The sequence below is a fragment of the Mucilaginibacter sp. P1_A3 genome, assembly GCF_056406855.1.
Map to the genome: position 1 here is coordinate 202,032 of NZ_JBFTZJ010000003.1, position 23,663 is coordinate 225,694.

The 23,663-nt window shown below is 46.8% G+C and carries 19 protein-coding genes; 18 read left to right on the forward strand and 1 reads right to left on the reverse strand.

All coding sequences use genetic code 11. The features are described 5' to 3' along the window. The first annotated feature begins 163 nt into the window (after positions 1-163). From AC1D0K_RS07585 to AC1D0K_RS07660, 16 genes are all read left to right on the forward strand, one after another. Positions 164-451, forward strand: coding sequence for a DUF4134 domain-containing protein (locus AC1D0K_RS07585; protein ID WP_477390500.1), 288 nt, complete (start codon positions 164-166; stop codon positions 449-451). Positions 452-453: 2 nt separating this feature from the next. Further along, positions 454-885 (forward strand): hypothetical protein, encoded by a 432-nt coding sequence (locus AC1D0K_RS07590; RefSeq protein WP_477390273.1) that lies wholly within the window; start codon positions 454-456, stop codon positions 883-885. 33 nt (positions 886-918) lie between these two features. Further along, the gene (locus AC1D0K_RS07595) at positions 919-6,513 is read left to right on the forward strand and encodes a helicase-related protein (RefSeq protein ID WP_477390271.1); all 5,595 of its coding nucleotides are present in this window, start codon (positions 919-921) and stop codon (positions 6,511-6,513) included. Between the two features lie 10 nt (positions 6,514-6,523). After that, positions 6,524-7,063 carry a hypothetical protein gene (locus AC1D0K_RS07600; protein ID WP_477390269.1) on the forward strand — a complete coding sequence of 180 codons (540 nt, stop codon included), beginning with the start codon at positions 6,524-6,526 and terminating at the stop codon, positions 7,061-7,063. Between the two features lie 11 nt (positions 7,064-7,074). Then, complete coding sequence (locus AC1D0K_RS07605) at positions 7,075-7,410, forward strand: DUF4133 domain-containing protein (protein WP_477390267.1); 336 nt, start codon at positions 7,075-7,077, stop codon at positions 7,408-7,410. Beyond that, the gene (locus tag AC1D0K_RS07610) at positions 7,407-8,210 is read left to right on the forward strand and encodes a hypothetical protein (RefSeq protein WP_477390265.1); all 804 of its coding nucleotides are present in this window, start codon (positions 7,407-7,409) and stop codon (positions 8,208-8,210) included. Before AC1D0K_RS07605 ends, AC1D0K_RS07610 begins: the two co-directional genes overlap by 4 nt. Positions 8,211-8,270: 60 nt before the next feature. Then, entirely contained in the window at positions 8,271-10,727 is a 2,457-nt protein-coding gene (locus tag AC1D0K_RS07615) for a TraG family conjugative transposon ATPase (protein ID WP_477390263.1), read from the forward strand. Positions 10,728-10,729: 2 nt separating this feature from the next. Next, positions 10,730-11,407 carry a conjugal transfer protein TraI gene (locus tag AC1D0K_RS07620; protein ID WP_477390261.1) on the forward strand — a complete coding sequence of 226 codons (678 nt, stop codon included), beginning with the start codon at positions 10,730-10,732 and terminating at the stop codon, positions 11,405-11,407. A 37-nt stretch (positions 11,408-11,444) separates the two neighbouring features. Then, positions 11,445-12,089, forward strand: a complete 645-nt coding sequence (locus tag AC1D0K_RS07625; RefSeq protein WP_477390259.1) for a hypothetical protein — start codon at positions 11,445-11,447, stop codon at positions 12,087-12,089. 15 nt (positions 12,090-12,104) lie between these two features. Continuing rightward, entirely contained in the window at positions 12,105-12,752 is a 648-nt protein-coding gene (locus AC1D0K_RS07630; protein ID WP_477390257.1) for a TerB family tellurite resistance protein, read from the forward strand. Between the two features lie 7 nt (positions 12,753-12,759). After that, a complete protein-coding gene (traJ, locus tag AC1D0K_RS07635) occupies positions 12,760-13,878 on the forward strand; it encodes a conjugative transposon protein TraJ (RefSeq protein WP_477390255.1) in 1,119 nt (372 codons plus the stop codon). Between the two features lie 66 nt (positions 13,879-13,944). Further along, a complete protein-coding gene (gene traK, locus AC1D0K_RS07640) occupies positions 13,945-14,550 on the forward strand; it encodes a conjugative transposon protein TraK (protein WP_477390253.1) in 606 nt (201 codons plus the stop codon). 72 nt (positions 14,551-14,622) lie between these two features. Further along, positions 14,623-15,762, forward strand: coding sequence for a conjugative transposon protein TraM (locus tag AC1D0K_RS07645; RefSeq protein WP_477390251.1), 1,140 nt, complete (start codon positions 14,623-14,625; stop codon positions 15,760-15,762). A gap of 11 nt (positions 15,763-15,773) precedes the next feature. Beyond that, positions 15,774-17,603 carry a hypothetical protein gene (locus AC1D0K_RS07650; protein ID WP_477390249.1) on the forward strand — a complete coding sequence of 610 codons (1,830 nt, stop codon included), beginning with the start codon at positions 15,774-15,776 and terminating at the stop codon, positions 17,601-17,603. Between the two features lie 16 nt (positions 17,604-17,619). Further along, the gene (locus AC1D0K_RS07655; protein WP_477390247.1) at positions 17,620-17,922 is read left to right on the forward strand and encodes a hypothetical protein; all 303 of its coding nucleotides are present in this window, start codon (positions 17,620-17,622) and stop codon (positions 17,920-17,922) included. Further along, positions 17,909-18,223: a helix-turn-helix domain-containing protein gene (locus tag AC1D0K_RS07660; protein WP_477390245.1), complete on the forward strand. Its 315-nt coding sequence runs from the start codon at positions 17,909-17,911 to the stop codon at positions 18,221-18,223. Before AC1D0K_RS07655 ends, AC1D0K_RS07660 begins: the two co-directional genes overlap by 14 nt. 32 nt (positions 18,224-18,255) lie before the next feature. Here the strand turns inward: AC1D0K_RS07660 and AC1D0K_RS07665 are convergent, their stop codons facing one another. Further along, positions 18,256-19,179 carry a hypothetical protein gene (locus AC1D0K_RS07665; RefSeq protein WP_477390243.1) on the reverse strand — a complete coding sequence of 308 codons (924 nt, stop codon included), beginning with the start codon at positions 19,177-19,179 and terminating at the stop codon, positions 18,256-18,258. A gap of 252 nt (positions 19,180-19,431) precedes the next feature. Between AC1D0K_RS07665 and AC1D0K_RS07670 the strand changes: the two genes are divergently transcribed. Both AC1D0K_RS07670 and AC1D0K_RS07675 read left to right on the forward strand, forming a co-directional pair. Beyond that, the gene (locus tag AC1D0K_RS07670; RefSeq protein WP_477390241.1) at positions 19,432-21,303 is read left to right on the forward strand and encodes a DUF4365 domain-containing protein; all 1,872 of its coding nucleotides are present in this window, start codon (positions 19,432-19,434) and stop codon (positions 21,301-21,303) included. Between the two features lie 283 nt (positions 21,304-21,586). Next, the gene (locus AC1D0K_RS07675; protein WP_477390239.1) at positions 21,587-23,656 is read left to right on the forward strand and encodes a hypothetical protein; all 2,070 of its coding nucleotides are present in this window, start codon (positions 21,587-21,589) and stop codon (positions 23,654-23,656) included. The last annotated feature ends 7 nt before the right edge of the window (positions 23,657-23,663 follow it).

Genomic DNA, 23,663 nt, shown 5'->3' on the forward strand with positions numbered 1-23,663 from the left:
CAATGAGGAAAACAGAAAGCGGGACACAGGCGACAGCACTTTCCTAACCTCCTCCACAGGTGCCTGCGGAGTGGGACTGGAAAGTCTTTGAACAGAATTTTTAACGAAAAGATAAGTGAAGATGAAAAAGTGGAGTGGAAAGTTAAAGGGAAGATCCCTGAAAATGGGATTGTTGCTGCTATCAGCCCTGATTATTAATCAGACGGCACGAGGCCAGGACGGAAATGCGGGTATCAATGAAGCGAATACCCAGGTTCGCAGTTATTTCGAATCAGGAACAAACCTGATGTACGGGATTGGCGCGATAGTCGGCCTGATCGGGGCGGTCAAGGTTTACCAGAAATGGAATGGCGGGGACCAGGATACCAGTAAGGTAGCAGCGGCATGGTTCGGCTCCTGCATCTTTTTAGTGGTCGTTGCCACCATTATCAAATCATTTTTCGGCATATAGTCATGAAAGAGCAACTCATTAACAAACTGCATAGTTACCTGATCCATAACCACCTGGATCTGTTGATCTCCCTGCAGGAAGATCACCGGCTGAGTCATTACCTGGAACATAAGGTGGATTCGGTCATGGAACTGTGCCTGGCATTGCAGGCGGAAAACCGGCCGATATATGTTGTCGAGGCCTTGTGTATGGAGGAACTGACCAGGGATCTAAGGCCGTCCCGTTTTGAATATGTACGGACGCTGCTGGACGGAGAATTTGAGACAGACTACCAGCGGATGAGTTCGAGCGGCATCCTGACCTACGAGATCATCAACCTCATCGGTGCCTGTGAACCCATCTTCGAGGTATTCGGCTTCGGAGAAGAAAATGAAGATAGTAAAGAATTGAAATACGCGGTCATGGGCATGATTGCTGAATACCTCGGAAGGTAAAGCAAAGATTTAGGAAAAGATAAGTGCGGGAAGATGGCTTACAATCAATTTCAAAAGTTAAGGGATAATATCAGGGCGATCAGGATTGCGCTGGACTACCGGGACGGGATCACTCCAAAAGTGGAAGAACAGGCGGCTTTGCAGGCTTATTCCGGTTTCGGCGGCCTGAAAGCCGTGATGTTCCCGGCAGGCGAAAAACAGAAATGGATCGATCGCAACGCCTCCCAAAGTGATCTGAAGCTGTACCCGTCCATCATGGAGCTCCACGAGCTATTGAAAGACGGCCTGGGCGACGCTGATTATAAAACTGCCGTTCAATCTATCCGGGATAGCGTCCTGACGGCTTATTATACGCCGGCAATCATACCTCAAACCCTGTACCGGGTTTTAAAAGATCAGGGTATTCACCCCAAACACCCCTATGAACCCAGTAGCGGCGCGGGAATATTTATCACCGAACTGATTAAGGCCTTCCCGGAAACGGAACGGGTTACCGCAGTGGAAAAAGATTTCGTCACGGGTATGGTGCTGAAGGCATTAGCAGCAACCCTGCCGGTTCCTGTAAAAGTTCAAATAAAAGGACTGGAAGATACGGACAACCGGGAAAACGGGCAGCATGATCTCATCGTAAGTAATATACCTTTCGGAAGCTTCCGGATCTTTGACCCGGCTTTCCCTGACCTGGCTATCTCCGGTAAGATCCATAACTATTTTTTCGCCAAGGGTCTGGATAAGCTGGCTGAAGGCGGCATATTGGCTTATATTACCACAGATGCTTTTTTAAACAGCCCTTCCAACAAGGAAGCCCGACGCTATCTGTTCGATCGTGCTGATTTTATGAGTGTAACCGTTATGCCCGATAACCTGATGAAGGATACGGGGAATACCGAAGCGCCAAGCCATCTGCTGATTGTACAAAAGCGTACGGCGAAAGAATCCTATAGTATTGACGAAATGCTGCTGATTGAAACGATGCAGCAAGAAAATGAATTCGGCAAATACCACGTAAACGAGTTTATCCATGATGAACAGCAACGCATCATTGCCGGTGATACCGTCAGAGCCGGAAGAACACAATACGGGCAGGCACATCAAGTAGTTTGGCAGCAAGGAGAGATCAATCTTATTGCTGACAAACTCCGGGAAAATTTGACGGACGGATTAGGTTCGAATTTCAACCTCCAGACTTTCCAAAGCGCCCTGGCATCACTAAAGGAACAACAGACACCCGAAGAAAAGCCTTCGCTTACCTATTTACCAATGCCTGAAAGTTCGATTACGCAGGTCAGTGTTCAGTTGGGCCTTTTCGATACTGCCCCCGCGGAAAACGGCAACCGGGCAATGGACTACATCCGCGAGAGCGATGAAGCCAATGTGCTTAAAGCTACCGCGCGGCTGATCGGTACGATCCGGACAAAAGATAAACCGCAACACGAGATCGCGGTACTCCTGACTGCCAAACAGCAAAGCAGTAAGCAATACCTCTATAAGCTGGTGGTCAACGTGGCGGGCGTAATTGTCCCAAACAACTGGCTGAATGGTAATCTGCTTAACCAGGAACTACCCAAATTAGTGCCCTCGCTACAACGATTCAACCATGATTTTTATTTCGAGGGCGATCAGAGCCTGAAGCAATTTTTCGGCTTCAATAAAAACGCCGAAGAATACTACCGGGCGCTCCATGCCTTTCACCGGGAAGGTAGCCTGGTCAGCCTGGATGGCAAAACAGGCACTATTCGTCAAATCAATGAGACACGTACGCAGGCGGTTTTCGAACCACTGGCGAATCAGAAGGACGCGATATTTTACGAGCGCTATATCCGTGTGCGGGATACTTATCTCGCCTTATCAGAAACAGAGGCTGCCGCCCAAACCGAATATCCGTCCTTCCGCCGCGAGCTCAATGAAGCGTATAATTGGTTCACGCAGCAATATGGGGAACTCAATCGCCCGGCTAACCGCCACCTTATCCTGACCGACGAAATTTTCGGCTTCAAACTCTTGTCTTCTATGGAGAAAAAGGAGGGTGCCGATTTTAAACCGGCAGATATTCTGAGCGGCCCGGTTTTTCGCAGCACGGAGGCTTTTAAAACGGATGATCCCGTATCAGCGCTCGCGCGTTGCCTCAATGAAAAAGGATCCGTTGATCTCAGCTTTATCGGGGCGGCTACTGGTCTGAACCCGGAAGAAGCCATCATCAGCCTGCAAAGCCATATCTGCCTGAACCCGCAAAGCCGGGAATGGGAAACTATTGATCAGTATCTTTCGGGAAATGTCGTTGAAAAGCTGGCTATTGCGGAAGAACGGATTAGTCAAAATCCGGGTGATCCGCACCTGCAGCACAGTTTAGGGGAGATCAGCCGGGTGCAGCCTGATCGGATTCCTTTTGAATTACTGGATTTCAATCTTGGTGAACGCTGGTTTCCGTTAAGCTATTACGAGCGCTTCGCCAGTGATTTCTTTGAGTTGCCCGTTACTATTACTTACCTGCATTCCGGTGACAGCTTCAAAGTTAGCACTAAAGGCAGCAACCTGAAAATCAGCCGGGAGTTTGCCATTAGCCCGAAAGAAAGCAGTCGCAGAACTTATGGTTATACACTGCTGGAGCATGCGCTGGAAAATACGAGCCCTTATTTTAGCTACGAGGTTTCGCTTGGCGGCGGGAAGACCAAACGGTATCCCGATAACGAGGCTATCCAGCTGGCGCACCAGAAGATCGAACAGATTCGTAATGGCTTTGTCTGCTGGCTCGGTGACCTGCCTGCGGATGAAAAACAATACCTGGAAAGGCTATACAATGATACCTTCAATTGTTATGTGTTGCGGGAATACAAGGGCGATCACCTGACCTTCCCGGGGCTGGACAAAAAGGCACTCGGAATTGACGATCTCTACAGCTCACAGAAGAACGCAGCCTGGCGGATTGTGCAAAACCGGGGCGCGCTGATTGATCATGAAGTTGGGTTGGGCAAAACCTTGACGATGATCGTAGCCGCACAGGAAATGAAAAGGCTGGGCATCGTGCATAAACCCATGATTCTGGCGCTCAAAGCCAATGTCAACCAGATTGCAGAAACCTATAGAAAAGCCTATCCCAAGGCCCGGATACTGGCACCCGGAGAAAATGACTTTACGCCGGACAAACGGCTCCGCCTGTTCCACGAGATCAAGAATAACAACTGGGATTGCATCATCCTGACGCATGACCAGTTTGGCAAGATCCCGCAATCCCCGCAGATCCAGCAGCGCATCTTTCAGACAGAATTAGATAATACAGAGCGTGATCTGGATACCTTGCAAATGGAAGGCGGCGATATTTCGCGCAGAATGCTCAAAGGGCTGGAAGTTCGCAAAAAGAACCTGACCGCCAAACTCAAAACGCTGGAGCACGATATTGAACAAAAGAAAGACAAAGGGATTGACTTTAAAGAAATGGCTGTCGATCACCTGTTCGTAGACGAATCGCACAAGTTCAAGAACCTGACGTTTACTACCCGCCATGACCGAGTGGCCGGGCTCGGCAATACCGAGGGCAGCCAAAAAGCATTGAATATGCTGTTTGCTGTACGTACACTACAGGAAAGATTTAACAGCGATCTCTGCGTGACGTTTTTGAGCGGCACGCCCATTTCGAACAGCTTGACGGAGATGTACCTCATCTTTAAATATTTGCGGCCTAACGAGATGGAGCGGCAGTCCATCGAAAACTTTGACGGCTGGGCGGCAGTGTTCGCCAAGAAAACAACAGATTTCGAGTTTTCTGTTACCAACGAGATCGTTGCGAAGGAACGTTTCCGACATTTCATCAAGGTACCCGAGCTGGCACTGTTCTATAACGAGATTACGGACTATAAAACCGCCAAACATATCTCGCTCGACAAACCTGCACTGGAGGAGCAACTGGTCAATATCCCGCCAACACCGGAACAGGCCGACTTTATCAAAAGGCTGATGCAATTTGCTAAGAATGGCGATGCTACCCTGATCGGCAGGCCGCCATTAACCGAAGATGAAGACAAGGGGCGGATGTTGATCGCTACGAATTATGCGAAGAAGATGGCTGCGGACATGCGGCTCATCGATTCCTACAAATACGAAGATCATCCGGACTTTAAGGTGAATGTCTGCGCCCGCAAGCTGGCTGAACTTTACGAAGACAGCCAAAAGGAACGCGGCACCCAGATCGTTTTCTGCGATATCGGCACGCCCAAGCCCGATAGGTTTAACATCTATGATGCACTTAAAGATAAGCTGGTCGGCGATCTAAACATACCGGCCGCGCAAATCACCTATATCCACGACTGGACAGACAAGCAAAAACCGGAGCTCTTTAAAAAGATGAACCGCGGTGAGATCCGTATCCTCATCGGTAGTACAGAAAAAGCCGGAACCGGCCTGAACGTACAGGAAAGAGTGATCGCCATGCACCATTTGGACATTCCCTGGAAACCGAGCGAGCTGGAACAAAGGAATGGCCGAGGTGCAAGACAGGGTAACAAACTGGCCAAATCCGGATACGGCAATAAAGTGCAGAACTTTATTTATGCGGTTGAACAGTCGCTGGACAACTATAAGTTCAACCTGCTTAAAAACAAGCAAACCTTTATCTCGCAGATGAAGAACTGCGAGCTGAACGTGCGCACCATTGATGAGGGTTCCCTGGATGAAAAGAGCGGCATGAACTTCTCGGAATATATCGCTATCCTTTCCGGCGATACCACTTTACTGGAAAAAACCAAGCTCGAGAAAAAGATCGCAGTGATGGAAAGTCTGAAAACGGCGCATTTTCGCGAGATCGTCCGGGTCCGCTACCAGCTGGAAAATCTTGAAAAGGAAAAGATATCCATCACAGGCACACTCAAAGCGCTTCAAGCTGATCAGGCATTGTATCATGGCAAGCTTAAAACGGAAAAGGGTGGAACAAAAGCCAACCCGATCCAATTAAAAGATGTGCAAAGCGCTGACAGTAAAGCCATCGGCAATTATCTCATCGGTCTTTACCGCGCATGGAAACCGGTCAGCAATGCAGAGAATCCTAAAGACCTCGGCGAGCTTTACGGGTTTAGGCTGTATATCCGGCATGAAAAAGAGCTGACAAGCCTTGACGGCAGGCCGCTTACCAGCGAATATAATACCCTGTTCGCCGAAAGACCCGATGGCAGCATCCGCTATGTGTTCAGTTCCGGAGTGCCCAATACGGACAATCCCAAACTGGCGGCCCGTTATTTCCTGAATGCCATTGATAAGGTAGATGGAATGGTGGAGAAATACGCGAAAGAGATCAAAGAAAGTCATGAACAGTTACCACAGCTCCAAAGCCTGCTGAACAAGCCCTTTGAAAAAGAGCATGAATTACAACAAATGAAATCGGAACTCTCCAAACTGGAACGGGAAATAGCGCAAAGAATACAGGAGAAGCAAGGGCAGGAAAAAGAGCAGTTATCCACCGGGGAGGCGGTCGCAAGCGGGGCGGAATTAAAAGGCACTGAAGCTATCGTGGTGCCGATGAATAGTACGGAAAAAACAATGGAGGTTAGGAATGGGCAAGCTGTGAACGGCGCGCCGGTTGAACCCAACGACCAGGCCGAACGGCTACAATTCAAAAAGAACAGGGGATTGAAAATTTAAAGGAACAACCATGATCATCTTCGAGCATATTCAATGTCCGCTACACCGCTACACTTTTTCAGTCAGGCGGATTCGCCAATGGGTAGAGAAATCCTGTGAAGGAAAAGTTTTGAACCTGTTTGCGGGGATGACAAAACTAGATCTTGATGAGGTCAGGAATGACCTCGATCCCGTGATGGTTGCGGAGTACCGGCTGAATGCCTTAACATTTTTAAAAAGTTGGAATGGTGAAAAGTTTGACGCCGTCCTGCTTGATCCCCCTTATGCTTACCGCAAAAGCATGGAGCTATATAAAGGCATTATCTGCAACCCGTTCCGCCAATTGAAAGATGAAATTGTTCAATGCCTTAATCCTGGCGGTAAGGTGATCACCTTCGGTTATCATTCCATTGTTATGGGCCGTACCCGGAATTTCAGGCTGGAAGGCCCATGTCTTTTTAGTCACGGGGGAGCGATACATGATACGATTGCAGCCGTCGAACGAAATATGACCGGCTCCGAGCCACCGACAATCTATGCGAAGGTTGGCAACAAGTGGAAATTAAACTAACCAATAACAGCATGAACAACAGCATCTATCAGATCAATAAAGGCATTAATAAAAGTATCGAATTCCAGGGCCTGCGGGCGCAGTATATCTGGTACTTCGGCGGAATGGTGATCATCTTGTTGATCTTATTTGCCGTGCTGTATATCGCCGGGGCGGGAACGATCATTTGCTTTATCGTGATCGGTGGCAGCGGTGCTTATATGAGTGTCAAAATATTCAGCATGAGCCGGAAATACGGGGAGCACGGGTTAATGAAAGCCATGGCTAAGCAACAAATCCCCAGGGTATTGAAATCCTATACCCGAAAAAACTTTCAGCATTTTTCAGATAAGGAGGAAACCGAATGAACAAATTAAGAGAAGTCCCGATTTTCACCATCGAAGGAACCGATTTCCTGGTGGATATCGACAAGCAGGTGCTGCGACAAACCAATGATCAGGTCAACGAGATTTCCTTTATCCATGACATGCAGGATCAGGGCGCATTTTATCACTTACTTTACGATCTCGATGAGCAGTGCGCAGCCAAAGACCTGTATGACGAGAACAGGGTAAAAGTGATCAAGGTGCCGCAGATGACAGACCTTGACCGCGAAGGCATGGCCATTAAATATGGCCTGCCCTCCGAACTGGTAATGGGGAAATCTGATTTCGAGCTCATCGTTGACCAGGCCGCGCTTGACCAGCGGCTGAATGGCGTGTTGCCACAGATCGATATTTCCGGTGAGACTTTCACCATAGACCTGCGCCTGCAGGAATTACGGCATGCCAAATATTTTTTTCCGGTCATTAGCTTAAAAACCTTTGAACTGACTGGCGATGGCTGGAAGTATGAAGCGTTTTACCACCCGGTCATGAAACAGGTGGTAGAGATCGATCCTAAGCTAACAGAATTCCCTGAAGGTGTAGTCAAGATTCAAATTCCGAACGAGATCGGGCTTGACCCGGTTGCCGCGGCCCGACTGTATGGTATGGACGAAAGAGAATTACTCCGGCGCTACCCCATTCAAAAGGAGCTGAAAGCCCTAGTGATCGGGCTCAGCGAAACGAACATCCCGGCAATGATCCAGCGAAACCGGGAGCATTTGCGCCAGGAACATGAGGAGATTGCAAGGCGGATCAGGCCGAAACACCGGCCGCATTTTTAGGCCTCGTCCAAAGGGCTTCCTGAAGAATGGGAATAAAGAAATTAAAAAAAGGATTGTGAGATGGGAAAGGAGTTGAAGGATATATTCCCTATTATGGGCGTGGAGCATGACTGCATCCTGTCCAAGCAGGGCGAATTTACGGTGGTATTTAAAGCTACATTACCCGAAGTGTTTACCTTATCCGATGAGGATTACGAAAGGCTTCACCAGGCCTGGGTGAAGGCAATCAAAGTTTTACCTAAAGACAGTGTGCTGCACAAGCAGGACTGGTTTGTTCAGCAGAAATATGAAGCAGGTGTGAAGAAAAAAACAGGCAGCTTTTTAAGTGAAAGCAGTGACCGCTATTTTACCGGGCGGCCTTTCCTCAAGCACGATTGCTATTTGATGCTGACCAAAAGGCCGGCCGGGCGTAAACCGGGGAGTTCTTTGTTTTCCAACCTGATCCGGCCCAGCCTCGTGCCCGGCGAAGCACTTAAGCCACAGGCATTAAGCGCATTTTTGGATCTGGCCGGGCAATTTAAGCGATTGCTGGAAGACAGCCGGCTGATCAGGCTGACCCAGCTGAAAGCAGGTGACCTGCAAAGCCAGCCGAAAAAGACAGGATTTATTGAACGTTATTGCTTTCTTCCCGAAAAAGACGATCAGTACCAATACAAGGATATTCGGTTCAAAGATGATCTGCGTATCGGTGATCAGCAACTGGCCATTTATACGCTGGGTGATGCGGAAGACCTGCCTTCTATGTGCGGCTCCAGGATTACCTATGACGCCTATTCTACCGATAAAACCAAATTTCCGATCAGCTTTGCTGCCGGGCTGGGCTTACTGCTGCCCTGTAACCATATATATAACCAGTTTATCATGGTGGGCGATGCGCAGGCTACGCTCAAGCTACTGGAGAAGAAACGTTTGCGTTTGCAATCCCTGTCTGCGTATTCCAGAGAGAACGCGATCTCCAGGGATGCGACCAATGATTTTCTAAACGAGGCGATCAGCCGGCAACGGCTGCCGGTGAAAGCGCATTTCAATGTGATGGTCTGGTCGGATAACCCGGAGGAGCTGAAGCAGATGAAAAACCAGGTGGCTTCGGCACTGGCCGGTATGGATGCCGCCGCCAAGCCCGAAACGGCCGGTGCAGCGCAGATCTGGTGGGCAGGCATTCCCGGCAATGCTGCCGATTTTCCCGTCAATGACACCTTTGATACGTTTGCAGAACAGGCCTGCTGTTTCCTGAACCAGGAAAGTAACTATAGGAGCGCTGCGCCTGATGAGGGCATCCGTTTCAGCGACCGGCTTTCGGGCAAGCCTGTATTTGTCGATCTCTTTGATGCACCGCGCAGGGAAGGGATATCCTCCAATATGGGAGTCCTGGTTTGCGGCACATCCGGCGGCGGCAAATCCATGACGGTTAATCATATACTGCGCTCACTGTTTGATCAGGGCGCACATTGTGTAACGGTCGACATCGGCGGCAGCTATCAAGGATTATGTGAGCTGGTGGGCGGCTACTATTTTACGTATACCGAAGAAAATCCGATCCGCTTTAATCCATTTTATATTAAAGCCGGCGAACGGCTGGACATTGAAAAGAAAGAAAGTTTGAAAGCGCTGCTTGTCGCCCTTTGGAAGCAAGAAAACGACGGTTTTAACCGCTCGGAGTATGTGGCTCTGTCCAATGCGTTGCAAGGGTTTTACCTGCACCTGGAAAAAAATAAGGATCTGTTTCCCTGCTTCAATACCTTTTATGAGTATCTCGAAACGGATTATGTGGAAGTGCTGAAGGGGCAGCGGGTCAGGGACCGTGATTTTGATGTGGACAATTTTTTGTATGTGTTGCGACCTTATTATGACGGCGGCGAGTTTGATTATCTGCTTAACGGGAAAGAGAACCTGGACCTGCTGGATCAGCCATTTATCGTCATAGAACTCGATAATATCAAAGACAATCCGACCCTTTTTGCGGTAACGACGCTCATCATTATGGAGTTGTTCATTTCCAAGATGCGTAAGCTGAAAGGTGTCCGGAAAGTGCTTACCATTGACGAGGCCTGGAAAGCCATCGCCAAATCAGGCATGGCCGAGTTCCTGAAATACGCTTTTAAAACCATCCGGAAATTCAACGGGATCCCTATTGTCATCACCCAGGAATTAGACGACCTGATCTCGTCGTCAATCATTAAAGATGCCATCATCAATAACGCGGATATCAAAATCTTGATGGATATGCGAAAATTCCAGGGTAAGATCGAGAAGCTGCAGGATGTGCTGGGGATGTCCGACAAAGGCAAAACGATAATGCTCTCCGTCAATAAAGACAACCGGGAAGTTTTCGTCGACATCGGCGGCCAGGTAATGAAAGTGTACAAGAACGAATTGTGCCCCGAGGAATATTACGCTTACACAACCGAAGGCAGGGAACGGGTAAAAGTCATGGAACTGGCGGCAAAGCACGGCAGTGTACAAAAAGGGATTGAGGCGATGATAAAACAAATGAGTCAAGAGAAAAAATCCGCATAGCTATGAAGAAAATGTTATGGATTACCGGAATGATCGTGATAGTCACCATTATTCCCTTTAAAAGAGCGGAGGCGCAAATACCCATTGTGGGGCTGGTCACTTCCGCGATAAAAAAAGTGATCACGGCGATTGACCTGAAAGTGCAGCAGCTGCAAAACCAAACCATCGCCCTGCAAAATGCAGAACAACAGTTGGAGAACAACCTGTCACTGGGCAAGCTGAATGATATCTCCGGCTGGCTGGGCAAGGAACGTGATCTGTATAAAAATTATTACCAGGAGCTGGCGCAGGTGAAGGTCATTATTTCGGACTATGACGAGGTGAAAAAAATCATCAGCCAGCAAAAGCAGTTGCTCCGCGAATACCAGCCGGCTAGTGAGCTGTTTCACCAGGACAAGCATTTTTCCGCGGAGGAACTCAGCTACATGAATAATATCTATACAGGCATCCTGCAGGAAAGCCTGCGTAACCTGAATGAGGTGATGGTGGCTGTTAATGCCTTCAGCACACAGATGGACGATGCGGAACGCATGCAAAGGATACATCAGGCATCATCCGGTATGCAGACGAACCTCGATCATTTAAGGCAGTTCAACCAGCAGAACGTGACGCTGAGCCTTGCCCGCGCAAGAGACGAACAGGACCGGAGGTCTGTCAGACAGCTCTATGACCTGCGATAAAAAACAGTTTCAACTAAAAATCAGAAAGGAGTTCCCCATGAAAAAGATCGTCTTATTTTTTCTTTTCACCAGCCTGGTGTTAACCCACGCAAATGCACAGTTTTTAGGCGGCTTTTTCAGCCAGCAGGTCCGCAAAGAAAAATTGATGGCCGAGCAGGTCGCTGATCTGCAGCTCTACCTGCACGTCATCAAAAGCGGCTATAACATCGCAGAAAAGGGATTGAATGCCGCCCATGAATTAAAGAACGGCACGTTCGGCCTGCACAGAGCTTATTTCAGCTCGTTTGAACAGGTTAACCCGGTAATACAGGCGAACCCAAAAGCCAAATCAACCTATGACCTGCATCAGCAAATCATCAATGTATGCAACAACGAAATAAAATGGCAGCAAAAGGCGCAATTATTATCCCCGGAAGAATTTAGCCACCTGCAACGGGTCTATAAAAATCTTTTAGTTGAAAGTCAGCACGACTTAAATGAACTGGTGCAGGTTTTAACGCCAGGCACACTGCAGCTGACCGATAGCCAAAGGCTTGAAAGGTTGGATCATTTGTATGACCAAATGAAGGATAAGCAGGCCTTTGCGGGATATTTCACGGCAAAATGCCGAAAGCTCGCCCTTAGCCGGCAACAATCTCAACTGGATAAAGATCAGCTCAAAAAGCTGTATGGTATTAATTAAAAAACCGAAGGAGAAATGATGAAAAAGATGATCACCATAATGGTAGCGCTGGCCGTTACAGTTTGCTTGATCCCTGCAAAAAGCCAGGCGCAATCCGTTGCGGATTGCATCGAGCAACTCGTGCTGGATTACCAGAAACTGGCAGGGCTGAAAAGTATTTTGCAGCAAATGTATAAAGGTTATGAAGTGTTAAACAAAGGATACAATTCGGTCAGAGATGTTTCACAAGGAAATTTCAGCCTCCACCAGGCATTTCTGGATGGATTGATGCTGGTCAGCCCGACTGTTCGGAAATACCCGCGAGTGGCCGACATCATCAGTGACCAGGCTACCCTCCTGAGCGAGTACCACGACGCATATCATACGCTCCGGCAGGACCCGCATTTTAATTCCGATGAGTTAGGCTATATGATGGATGTGTACAATCACCTGCTCAGCGTGAGTCTGAAAAATACCGATGATCTCACCATGGTCATGACGGACAATAAAATGCGGATGAGCGATGCCGAGCGGTTGACGGCCATCGACCGGATCTATACGGCCAGCCGGAGCCAGTTGAGCTTTTTAAGAAAATTCAACGATGAAACCTACAAAATTGCGCTGCAGCGGTCAAGGGATTCTAACGACCGGCAAACGCTAAAAAGCCTTTACGGTATAAACTAAAAATAAGATGAAAACAAGAATTTTAAAGGTTGCCATGTTGGCAACATCGGCTACGCTTTTGCCCTTACTCTGCCATGCGGAAGGTGTGGCGGACGACCTGCACAGCTTACAGGGAATACTCCAGCAGCTCTATAAACAGATGCTGCCGCTGTGCAGCGGGATGATTGGCGTAGCGCGGGGCATTGCAGGCTTTGCCGCTTTGTGGTACATCGCGGCACGGATCTGGAAACATATGGCCGCAGCGGAGGCCATTGATGTTTATCCTCTTTTACGCCCTTTTTCGCTGGGCTTCTGCATCGCATTCTTCCCTATGGTGTTGGGTCTTATCAATGGAGTTCTGCAACCCGTGGTGACGGCAACCCAGGGCATGGTCACCAACTCAAACCAGGCCATTGCTGCAATGTTAGCAGATAAGCCGGCAGGTACGGCTGATGGACAGGAGCCTTCTGCTCCGAATGCCGATCAAGACAAATGGTATCAATACAGCCATCCTGATAATTCCGGTGCGAACGCCACCAATTCTAATCCCATTTCCGATGCCTTTTCAGGCTGGAGTATTAACAATATGGCCCGGAAGTGGATCGCCGAAATGCTCAATGTCTTGTTCCAGGCGGCGGCGCTGTGTTTGGATACCATAAGGACGTTCAAGCTGATCGTGCTGGCCATCCTTGGGCCGCTTTGCTTTGGGCTAAGCGTTTTCGATGGGTTCCAGCATACGCTCAAGCAATGGATAGCGAGATATGTCAACGTGTTTATGTGGTTGCCCATTGCCAATATATTCGGGGCTATCATTGCTAAGATCCAGGAAAATATGATCCTGAATATGCAAACCGGGAACCTGCCGGGTAATGAGTTCGGAAACAGTAACACGGCTTACCTGATCTTCCTGATTATCGGCATCGTCGGCTATTTTACGGTACCGAGCGTGGCCAATTACGTCATGAATGTGGGCGGGCATGCGTTGTTTGCCAAAACAAGCGCGTTGTCATCAATGGCAATTTCCTATGTCGGTGGTGCATTTATGCAAAGCTTTTCTAAAAGCATGCCATCCAAAACGGAGCCATCAAAGACGGATAGTGGCGGAGGAAATGGACATGCCCAAAGCAGGCTTTCAGGAAAGACCTGATCGGAGCACATGAAATAAACAAGGAGTGAAAAAGAAAAGAGAAGGAGAAAACCCATGTTTAAAAAAATGCAAAATATCGAAACCGCCTTTCAGCATATTCGCGGTTTTACCATCATACTGACGATAGGCTATTTTATTACCATAGGCTATATCGAATACCAGAATAAAACGCTGGTGCAAACCATCCAAAGCCGTCTTTACATTCTTTACAATGGGAAAGTATTAGAGGCCATCGCCACGAACCGTAAGGATAACGTAGCGGTAGAAGCCAGGGACCATGTCAAAACATTTCATGACTACTTTTTTACCCTGGCGCCGGATGATAAAGTCATCCAGGCCAATCTCGGTAAGGCACTTTACCTGGCGGACGGATCGGCAAAAAAGGAATATGATAACCTGTCTGAGAGTGGCTACTACGCCAATATGATCGCGGGAAATATCAGCCAGCAATTGCAGGTGGACAGCGTTGCGGTCGATCTGCGCAGCTATCCCTACCATTTTCGCTGCTATGGCACTGAAAGTATTATCCGCTCTACCAGCACGGTTATACGGAGCCTTGTCACCGAAGGTGAACTGCGCAATGTCGCCAGAAGCGATAATAACCCGCATGGCTTCCTGGTTCAGCGCTGGGAAACATTGGAGAACAAGGATATCAAGGTCATCAATCGCTAAATATGGAAAAGATCGCCCCTGCTGTCATCCGGGAAATACTCCAAATCAATAAATCAACATAATTATTATCAAATGAAACAGCAACCATTAACCCCAAAACAACGCCGGCAGCGAAAATCCTTATTGGTACTGCCGTTAATTGTTTTTCTTTTTACTACGCTTTTATTCTGGGCACTTGGCGGCGGCAAAGTAAGCCCTGCAGATGCTTCGCTTAGCCCCTCCAAAGGATTGAATACGACATTGCCGGATGCCAGGTTGAAGGATGAACGCGGCCTGAACAAAATGAGCTATTACGACAAGGCGGCATCGGATTCTGTCCGGCTTAAGCAGCAAATGAAAATTGATCCCTATTATCGCTCAAGAGCTGATTCCAATGATTCAGGTGTCCATTTTCCTGTTCATTCCAATTCAGCGTCAGGTCTGAGGGCTGACAGCAAGATTCGGGACATAGGGAGCGATAGGCAAACCGCAGATGTTGACCTGGTTAATAAAAAATTGGCTCAACTGCAAACGACCATCAACAAACCGCCACCACCCGCCAAACCTGATCCTGCTGTATCAAATAACGAGGTCACCGGCGAATCTTTGCATTCCGGCCAGTCAAAAGATGAAGACCCCGAATTGCAGCAGATGAACGGACTGCTGGAAAAAATCCTTGATATCCAGCATCCCGACAGGTTAAAGGAAAAAAAGGAGTCGCAGGTCACAGGGGCTGACCCCGGGCGGTTCAAGGCGATTCCCGCTGTCATCGATGGCAAACAGAAGATCACCCAGGGTACGGTGGTTCGTTTGCGCTTGCTGGATACCGTAACGATTAACGGTCAGCTAATGCCCAAAGGGCAGTTGCTTTACGGTAGCGGCGAACTGTATAACCAGCGGCTGGCGATGACGATAAAAATTATCTGCATGGGTACAAACATCCTACCGGTGGACCTGACGGTTTTTGACATGACTGACGGGCTGGAAGGGATCTGTGTGCCGGAAGCTATCACCGGCGATGCGGTAAGGGATGGCGCAGCCAATGGCGTCCAGGGGCTTGAATTCATGAGCCTTGACCCATCGGTGAGCACACAACTGACCGGTGCGGGCATCAATGCGGCAAAAGGGCTTTTTTCTAAAAAAGTCAAACGGATCAAGGCCAAACTGAAAGACGGGCATCCGCTGTTGTTGCGCGATAATAAGAAATGGAAACAGTCAGGTAGCCAGCGATAAAATCAATTCAGATGGAATTTAAAGAAACAGAGGAACTCGAAATAGCGGATTTTCTGCGCCGGGCGGCTACAGAAGGCTGGAACTGGGTAGCGTTCAGCGCCATGCCAGAAGCCAAACTGCGCCCGCCCGCCTTTTTCGGTTTTGTTTCAGCCGCCGAAGCACAGCAAATTTGCCAGGATAATCAGTTTTCGATATCCCATCCCTATGAAGATGACCCTTATGAGGTGCGGGAAGAATACCTGGATTATCGCTTTATGCCTGTTGAAACCTTGCAAACGGCCTGCCACGGAGGGAAAAAGGCGCTGTCTGATAACCTGTCTTTAGGCACGGTAACGGATAAATTAAACGGACAATCTGTTCAGCTTACTCCGGGAACAGATACAGAAAAAGCATTACCGTTTATGCTAAGCGGGGCGATCTTTCCTGTGCAATGGAACAAAATGATCGATCCGGAACAGGAGGCCGATCTGTTCCTGGTCGTCGGACACCACCATCCGGGCCATCAGGTTTACGAAACGGGGCATAGCGTATGGGTGGTTGATTCTTTTCCCTCGCTGGAATACGCTGAACCCAGCTTTAAAGAACTTACCCGGCAAGCTACCGATAACGCGGACAGGAGCGACTACCTGCTCATCGGGCAATACAAGGGCCGGGAGTTTCGGCACGATCTTGACGGCTGGCCGGAAAGCTACAGTGGTATTGCGCTCAAAACGGCGCATTATCAATATGATATAGAGTTAAGGGAAAAGGCTTGGAACATTCAGGAAATAAACTCGCTTAGTGATCCTATAAACATCCGTCATTTTTTGTATGCCAGGTTCAATGCCGCAGATGAAAAACTAAAATTATATGATGATAAGCTAAAGGAAGTCAAACCGAAAGACCTTAAGGAATCAACCTATCCAAGTCAGTTTAACTACAAAAAATTAACTATTAAAAACTCAATCATTATGGAAATCAACATGAAAAATTATGAATACCTGAAGAACCAGGTAAAGTTTTTGGGGTTTGGTGAAAACCTGGACAACGGAATCAAGGAGAATATCAAAGCAGGAGAAGAAGCCTTTACAATCCCTCATCAAACCAAATTCGGCCAGGATGAGGTTTCATCTACGCTGCATTTCAGCAAATCCAAGGAAAGTGATCTGTACTTTTTCAATGGGTTTGATCTGGCGCTGAAGCAACCTGGTAAGGAAGATCTTCTCACGCAATCTTATTACGTCGGCAAGGAAAATAACTATACTTTGAAGGAACGGTATAATATGCTGGATTCTCGTGCGGTATTTAAGGAGCTGAACAAGCTGGAAGAGGTGGGCGAAGGCGACAAAAAGAAACTAATCGCCACTGAGCAGACCTACAAATCCTGGAAGGATCTCGACTTTAAGCAAACTGATAAATACGGCAATTTTCTACCAAAAACGATGTTCTGGGATCACGTTAAGGCATTGGAAAAATACCCCATAAAGGAATTGGAAACCCCTTACGACAAGACCCGTCTGATCGCTTCCCTCGAAAAAGGGAACCTTGCCAAAGTGACCCTTGTCAAAGACGGTGAAGAAATAAAGGGCACAATGGCTGCAAACCCCCGTCAGGATCGCTTTGACTTTTACGACAGTATTAACCAGCGCCTGGAAGTAAAGCAAATTGAAAAGCAACAGGCTCAAAAACAGGAACAAGGCAATGATCTTGCAGTTCAAATGCAGGGTGAGGCTGGCGTGGTGCTATTACCAGGTGTTCAATCGGATCAACAAAAGGAAGGGCAGGCTGCGTCGCAAAAAGTCGAAAATAACGCTGCTGAAAAAGCCAGTCAGAACAGACGGAAAAGCATGAAGGTTTCGTAAGATAATTGTGTAGGCTATGGATGCGATGAAGCCATTATCGGACTTTTTCACGGCGATTAAAAAGGATGCGCGCATAAGCACCACCCATATCGGTATTTATGCCGCATTACTTCAATACTGCCTGGAAAATGACGGTGCAAATCCCATCGCCGCTTTTAGCTATGAAATTATGCGTATCGCCAAGGTTTCGGCCCAGGCAACCTACCATAGGTGCGTGAAGGATCTGCATTCATTTGGCTATATCCGGTATGAGCCATCCTTCAAACGAAATAAAAGAAGCTGTATCTTTTTAAAGATTGATGAAAATGATGATGGATAAAATAGAGATCGTTTGCCTCGAAAGCGAGGCTTTTTATAAACTGCTTGAAAGTGTAATGCAGCGGTTAAAGCCAGCTGAAAGTAAGTTGCCGGATAAATGGATATCCGGCACAGAGGCAATGCGGATGCTGCGTATTAAAAGCAAATCTACGCTACAAAAGATGAGGGATGAAGGTCGTTTTCGATTTACTCAACCGGATAAAAAGATCATCTTATATGATGCGGATTCTATCATGGATTATCTCGAAGACTTTGTTTACGAACCGTTTGATATCTCCCCTATTAAAAACAGGAAGGCCTAATTAACCATCCTTTTTCTTTTTATTGATATGATCTACTGATGAAGCACCTGCTTAATGGCTTTTCGGAAACTGCAATAGGCTTCATGAAAAACAAGATTGAGTTTTTTAAGCTCATCAAATAAAGCTGTCCATTTTTCTCGATCTTCCCATTTCATAGGTTTATAACGGGTATCACGGATGTAATCCGGATGTAATTGGATGTCGAAATTGTTGGATTCCTGATCATAGGGCCATTTGTCAAAATGCACTCCAACAAAGTCCGATAAAGGCGGAATGGAATTCAAAAGCGTAATCCTTGTTGCATCCAGTTTGTCATTTATAAAAGAGTTGCTTGTTTTCCTGAGCAGCAAATGAATCTTATCCAATAGATGCATATCATCAACCTTACAGACCGCATTACCTTCAAGGTCATCGTAAAATCTATGCACAAAGTCTTCATCAATTATCGCTTCCAGTCTTAGGTAAGTGGCGAGGTCATGTCGTTTTGTTTCATCAACGGCGAACGCGGGGGATGTATTAAAGTTGACCGTATTTGCGGTGATGCCACCTGATTGTTGGCTGCTGCTTACAGATACGTTGTTACCTTCGTTAGGCGTTTTATTTAAGTGCGTGAGCACCCAAGTATAATGGCCTTCCTTCCATAAGTGAAGTGTAGAAACCGGATAATCAATACCATAATTCTTGTCAATGAGGTCGGCGCAATTGCTACATAAAAAAATGGCGTTACTGATGCTCATTCGTTCACCTGGTGTCATTTGTTCTTCGTATCTAGGACCGCCTTTTGAAGCAGCGGTGATGTGTGCGACCTTACCTCTGTACTGAACCAGTAAATCATCTACTGTTGAGGGTGCAATGGTAAAGGTCCTGCAATTGGGATTGGCGCAAATGTAGGCCGCCCGCATCTTTGCACTTCTAATAACGTCTGCGGGAAAATCGTCCCTTGATTGATGAGCCATATAGTTCTTTTGACCAAAGATAAAATAACGTCGGCATTTTGTAAATCTCAGACACTGAAAGAACGTTTGCCGGCTTTTCGGAAGTTATATTTGAATAAATCTATGGCGAGAGCATGCCGATGTGACTACCTGAGCCGATGGGAAATCGGAGTAACACGACGCCCCAACACTTTTTAGCGATGCTAATTTATGCGTTGTATTTCCTGTATCTTAGCAATTCAGTGTAACACCTGTCATGAGTTAAACCCGGAAGTGGAGAAATTATCTTTTAAAAATCATAGCAGTATTAAAGAAGGTTCTGCAGCACCGTATCCAAATTCAGCGACTGCAGAAATCCAATCAGTGACCGTTTTTAATGGTTTGATTGATCCTGTTTATATAAAGGCAGATATAAAGGTGCTTGATAAAAACCCTAATTATGATGGCATAATTGAAATCACTGCAGGGAACCAGTTGCCAATAGGTAAGCTGGAAGTACAAATCAAAACCCTCGGCAGAAAAAATTACGCCAACCCAAAATATCAGGCCAGTCGCGAATTTTTATCGTATTGTTATCAGAATAATGTTCCGGTTTTACTGATCGTAGTCAATACTGTGGAAAAAGTAGCTTACTGGTTACACATCAATGAGCAAGTGATCGAGGATGTCCAAACAAGAATTAAGGGGGCATCATGTGCGATTCATTTTTCCCTGGAACATAAAATTGATGGCCTTAATGAAAATTATGTCCAGCAATGGACGGCGATAGTGCAGGAATATGCTACCCGGATCAGGAATTATGACGATCTGAAAGCGAAACATGATCAAATGGAAAATGAATTAACCGGATTCCGGAAAAAACTGATCCTGCCATCTTCCATAGCTCAAGATACCATTAAAGTTTTACAAATATTTTTGGATCAACTTAATGGTTTGCTCGATCATGAATTCAAAGCGGTCAAAGCCATTATATATCCTGACTATTGGAAAATCGGACTTGCGCTTATCAAATATAATACAGATAACAGCACGTTTTATCTTTTTCCGTTACCCTATGGTAGTAACGAGCCATTGATTAAGCAAATTACCTCCGAAGGAGCTAAAGACCCACTCAGCTATTTCCGGAATGAGAAAGATCGTGGGTTGCTCTTTATGAGCACAGATGCTGGCCATTTAAGGACGCAGCCGTTAAGGCTCGCTTACGGCATCCTTAAATCCGAAATATTGAAAGTTGTTAAAAAGACACAATTCCCGGTAGAGGATCCGGCATTGGCTAACGAATACCTAACCGGGTTTATCGACACTTTTTATGCACTGTTGGGATTGAGCCCAAATAAAGAGGTGTATTCCGTTAGTGAACTCGATAACCTGCTTACAATGGTCTTGCCTTGCTCCATGGAAGCTCGCCATCCATTTATTGCAGCAGATGCTACAGAAATACGAGAGTCTTTGGATCCTCACAAGAATAAAGCTTGTAGTTCTTATTATTCAGCTGCTATAGAAAGCGCAAAAAGCCGAATAAAGGAAGGTTATAAGAGCCGGGTTAAAATTATTGTTTATTCCAATTTATTTTCTGTCAATTTAGTTCACTATTATCTGAATCTACTCCAGGTCAACGGAAAACAGGATATTAAGCGTATTTATAAGATTGGGCAGACGGCCTCCTCAAATTCCCCAATGATGTGGAACAAATGGAATAAACAGGTCTTAACTGAAAATCTCCACACGTTTTTCTACCGGTTTACAGCTATTTATGACCGATATTTTCAAACCAATTTTCCATTTTTGACAGATGAACTAAATGTCTTTAAGGAAGCTGATCTTTCAATTTTTGTTTTATATTTTAAAGAAACTATGCAGGAGGAGCCGGTTTTAGAATATTACGGGTTAAAGGGAGTGGGAAAGTCCACAAAAGGATCCCGTTTTTTTCTTGCGGAGGATACCGGAAATCCGGTCAATCGTAACGCCTGGTACACGGAAGAAAATCGCTATTGCCGGTTTGAAGATTGCGATTATTATATTTATTCCTTAAGAAATATATCATTGGATTTCATGTTTGAAGCTTCTCCTGTTTATGCGCTAATCCAGGAGCTGTTAACGGAGAGATTGGGAAATTATCTTAATAAAAGGCGATTGTTCAGGTAGCTAAAATCCTAAGATTCATCTTTAATGATCCGGTAAAATAATTGATCTAAATCCCGGTATCGACGTTGAACGATATGAGCTTTCAATTCTTTTAATTTATCAAGTCAGTGAATCTTCCGAATGTTTATTTAATTTGTTGATCATTAGTTTGTTAAGTTAATATGTCCAATTAAAGGAAGTGAACATAAATATTGCGAATGCCGTGGCAAATGTTTATGTTTATTGGCGTTTTCCAGAGTTGAACGTACATAGATTTTGCTTTAAACCAGCTTAAACCATCTTCATGCCTAAACCCCCTCCTTACCGGAAGCTTAAAGGCTATGCCTTTGATCCTTCCCTGTCTTTAAAAATCGATACCGCCGCCATTAATGGGATCGTTTATAAAATACCCTGGGAAAAAATAACCGTTGGTCCTGTTGGAGAGTACGTGGAAGTTGTGGATTATGATCCTACCGTTGAGCAGTTTTATCAACCAGTCAATCTGAACAACCGCTATATTCTGGCCCAGGATGGACTGGAACCCAGTGAAGGCAACCCGCAGTTCCATCAGCAAATGGTCTATGCCGTGGTCATGACCACCATCACCAATTTTGAAAAGGCATTGGGAAGAAAAATACTATGGGCGCCACAACGGGTAGATGATCCCGCGGTGTTTGAAAAGTTTGTACCCCGATTAAGGGTCTACCCGCATGCCTTACGGGATGCAAACGCTTATTACAGCCCTTTGAAAAAAGCATTGCTGTTTGGCTATTTTTCCTCCAATCCTGCTGATGAAACCATGCACATGCCCGACTCGTTGGTATTCACCTGCCTGAGCCATGATATCGTGGCCCATGAGACTACTCATGCGATACTTGATGGCATGCATTCCAGCTATAATGATCCGACCAATCCGGATGTCCTAGCCTTCCATGAAGCCTTCGCGGATATCGTAGCCCTGTTCCAGCATTTCAGTTTCCCGGAAGTATTAAAACACCAGATCGCCCGGACCCGGGGTGACCTGGCCTCCCAGAACCTGTTGGGGCAACTGGCCCAGGAATTCGGATCGGCCATTGGCAGTTACGGAAGCCTGAGGGATGCCATCGGTAAGATCAATGAAACGACGCGGAAATGGGAACCCAATGTTCCTGACCCCAATGATTACCGCACCCAGATGGAACCCCATGCCCGGGGAAGTATCCTGGTGGCCGCCGTTTTTGAGGCCTTTATCAGTATTTATAAAAGCAGGGTGGCCGACCTGCTGCGGATCGCTTCCAACGGTTCCGGGATCCTGCCTGCAGGAGAACTGCATCCCGACCTGGTTAACCGGCTCGCCCAGGAAGCTTCCAAATCAGCCGGCCATATTTTAACCATGTGTATCCGGGCACTGGATTATTGCCCGCCCATCGATATCACCTTCGGGGATTTCCTGAGAGCCGTCATTACCGCGGACAGCGACCTCGTCCCCGAAGACTCCCGGAATTACCGGCTGGCATTTATCGACGCCTTCCGCCGCAGAGGGATCTACCCCGAAAACATCAAGACACTCAGCGAAGATTCTCTGCGCTATCAGGATCTGGATATTGGTTATTCCAGTGAAAAAGATGAGGATGCGGAACTGGACTATAATACAGACCGCGTCAACCAGGACAGCATTGATACGGAAACCCAGCGGCTCCTGAAAATCATCTACAAATTTCTGAGAGGCTACGGAAATGTGATCAAATACGTTACCAACAGGGAACAGATTTTTAAAACCACCAAAGAGTATATCGCCGGAACATATCATAACCCGGATAAAAAGATTATAGGTCTGCATCGTCAGATAGGTACCAAATTCACCGATTCCAATACCTTCAGCCTGATTACCGGACTCGCCTTCGTCAACAGTTACCGCAATCTGGGCATCCCTAAAAGCAGAAGATACTTGGGCCCCGGTTTTCAGATACAAAATTTAAGACTGGTTTCCAGAGTAGGCCCCGATAATACCCAGGTAAACCAGGTGGTATTTTCCATCCTGATGAAAAGCACTGTTAAAATAGCGGGTGATCATCCGGAGTTTTTTAACCATCCATTGCCCAGCGCCAGAAAAACGGGCAGTAAGCCAACCGAAGTTCCGGAAGGCTATGTGGAGTTACCTGGTGGCTGTACCCTTATTTTTGACTTGGATAACCTGAGACTGCGCTATTCCATCTCCAAACCTTTATTAGATCAGGATGCCTTTCGCAATTCAGGAACCTCCCAGATCAATATGGTCAGATTACGGCGATTGATCGATTTCAGCAAACAGCGGTCCGGTAACGAGTTCACCTCCTATTTCAGCGCCCCATCCGACCGGATTGTAGAACCTTTTGCTTTTCTTCACCAGCATTAAGCCCTGT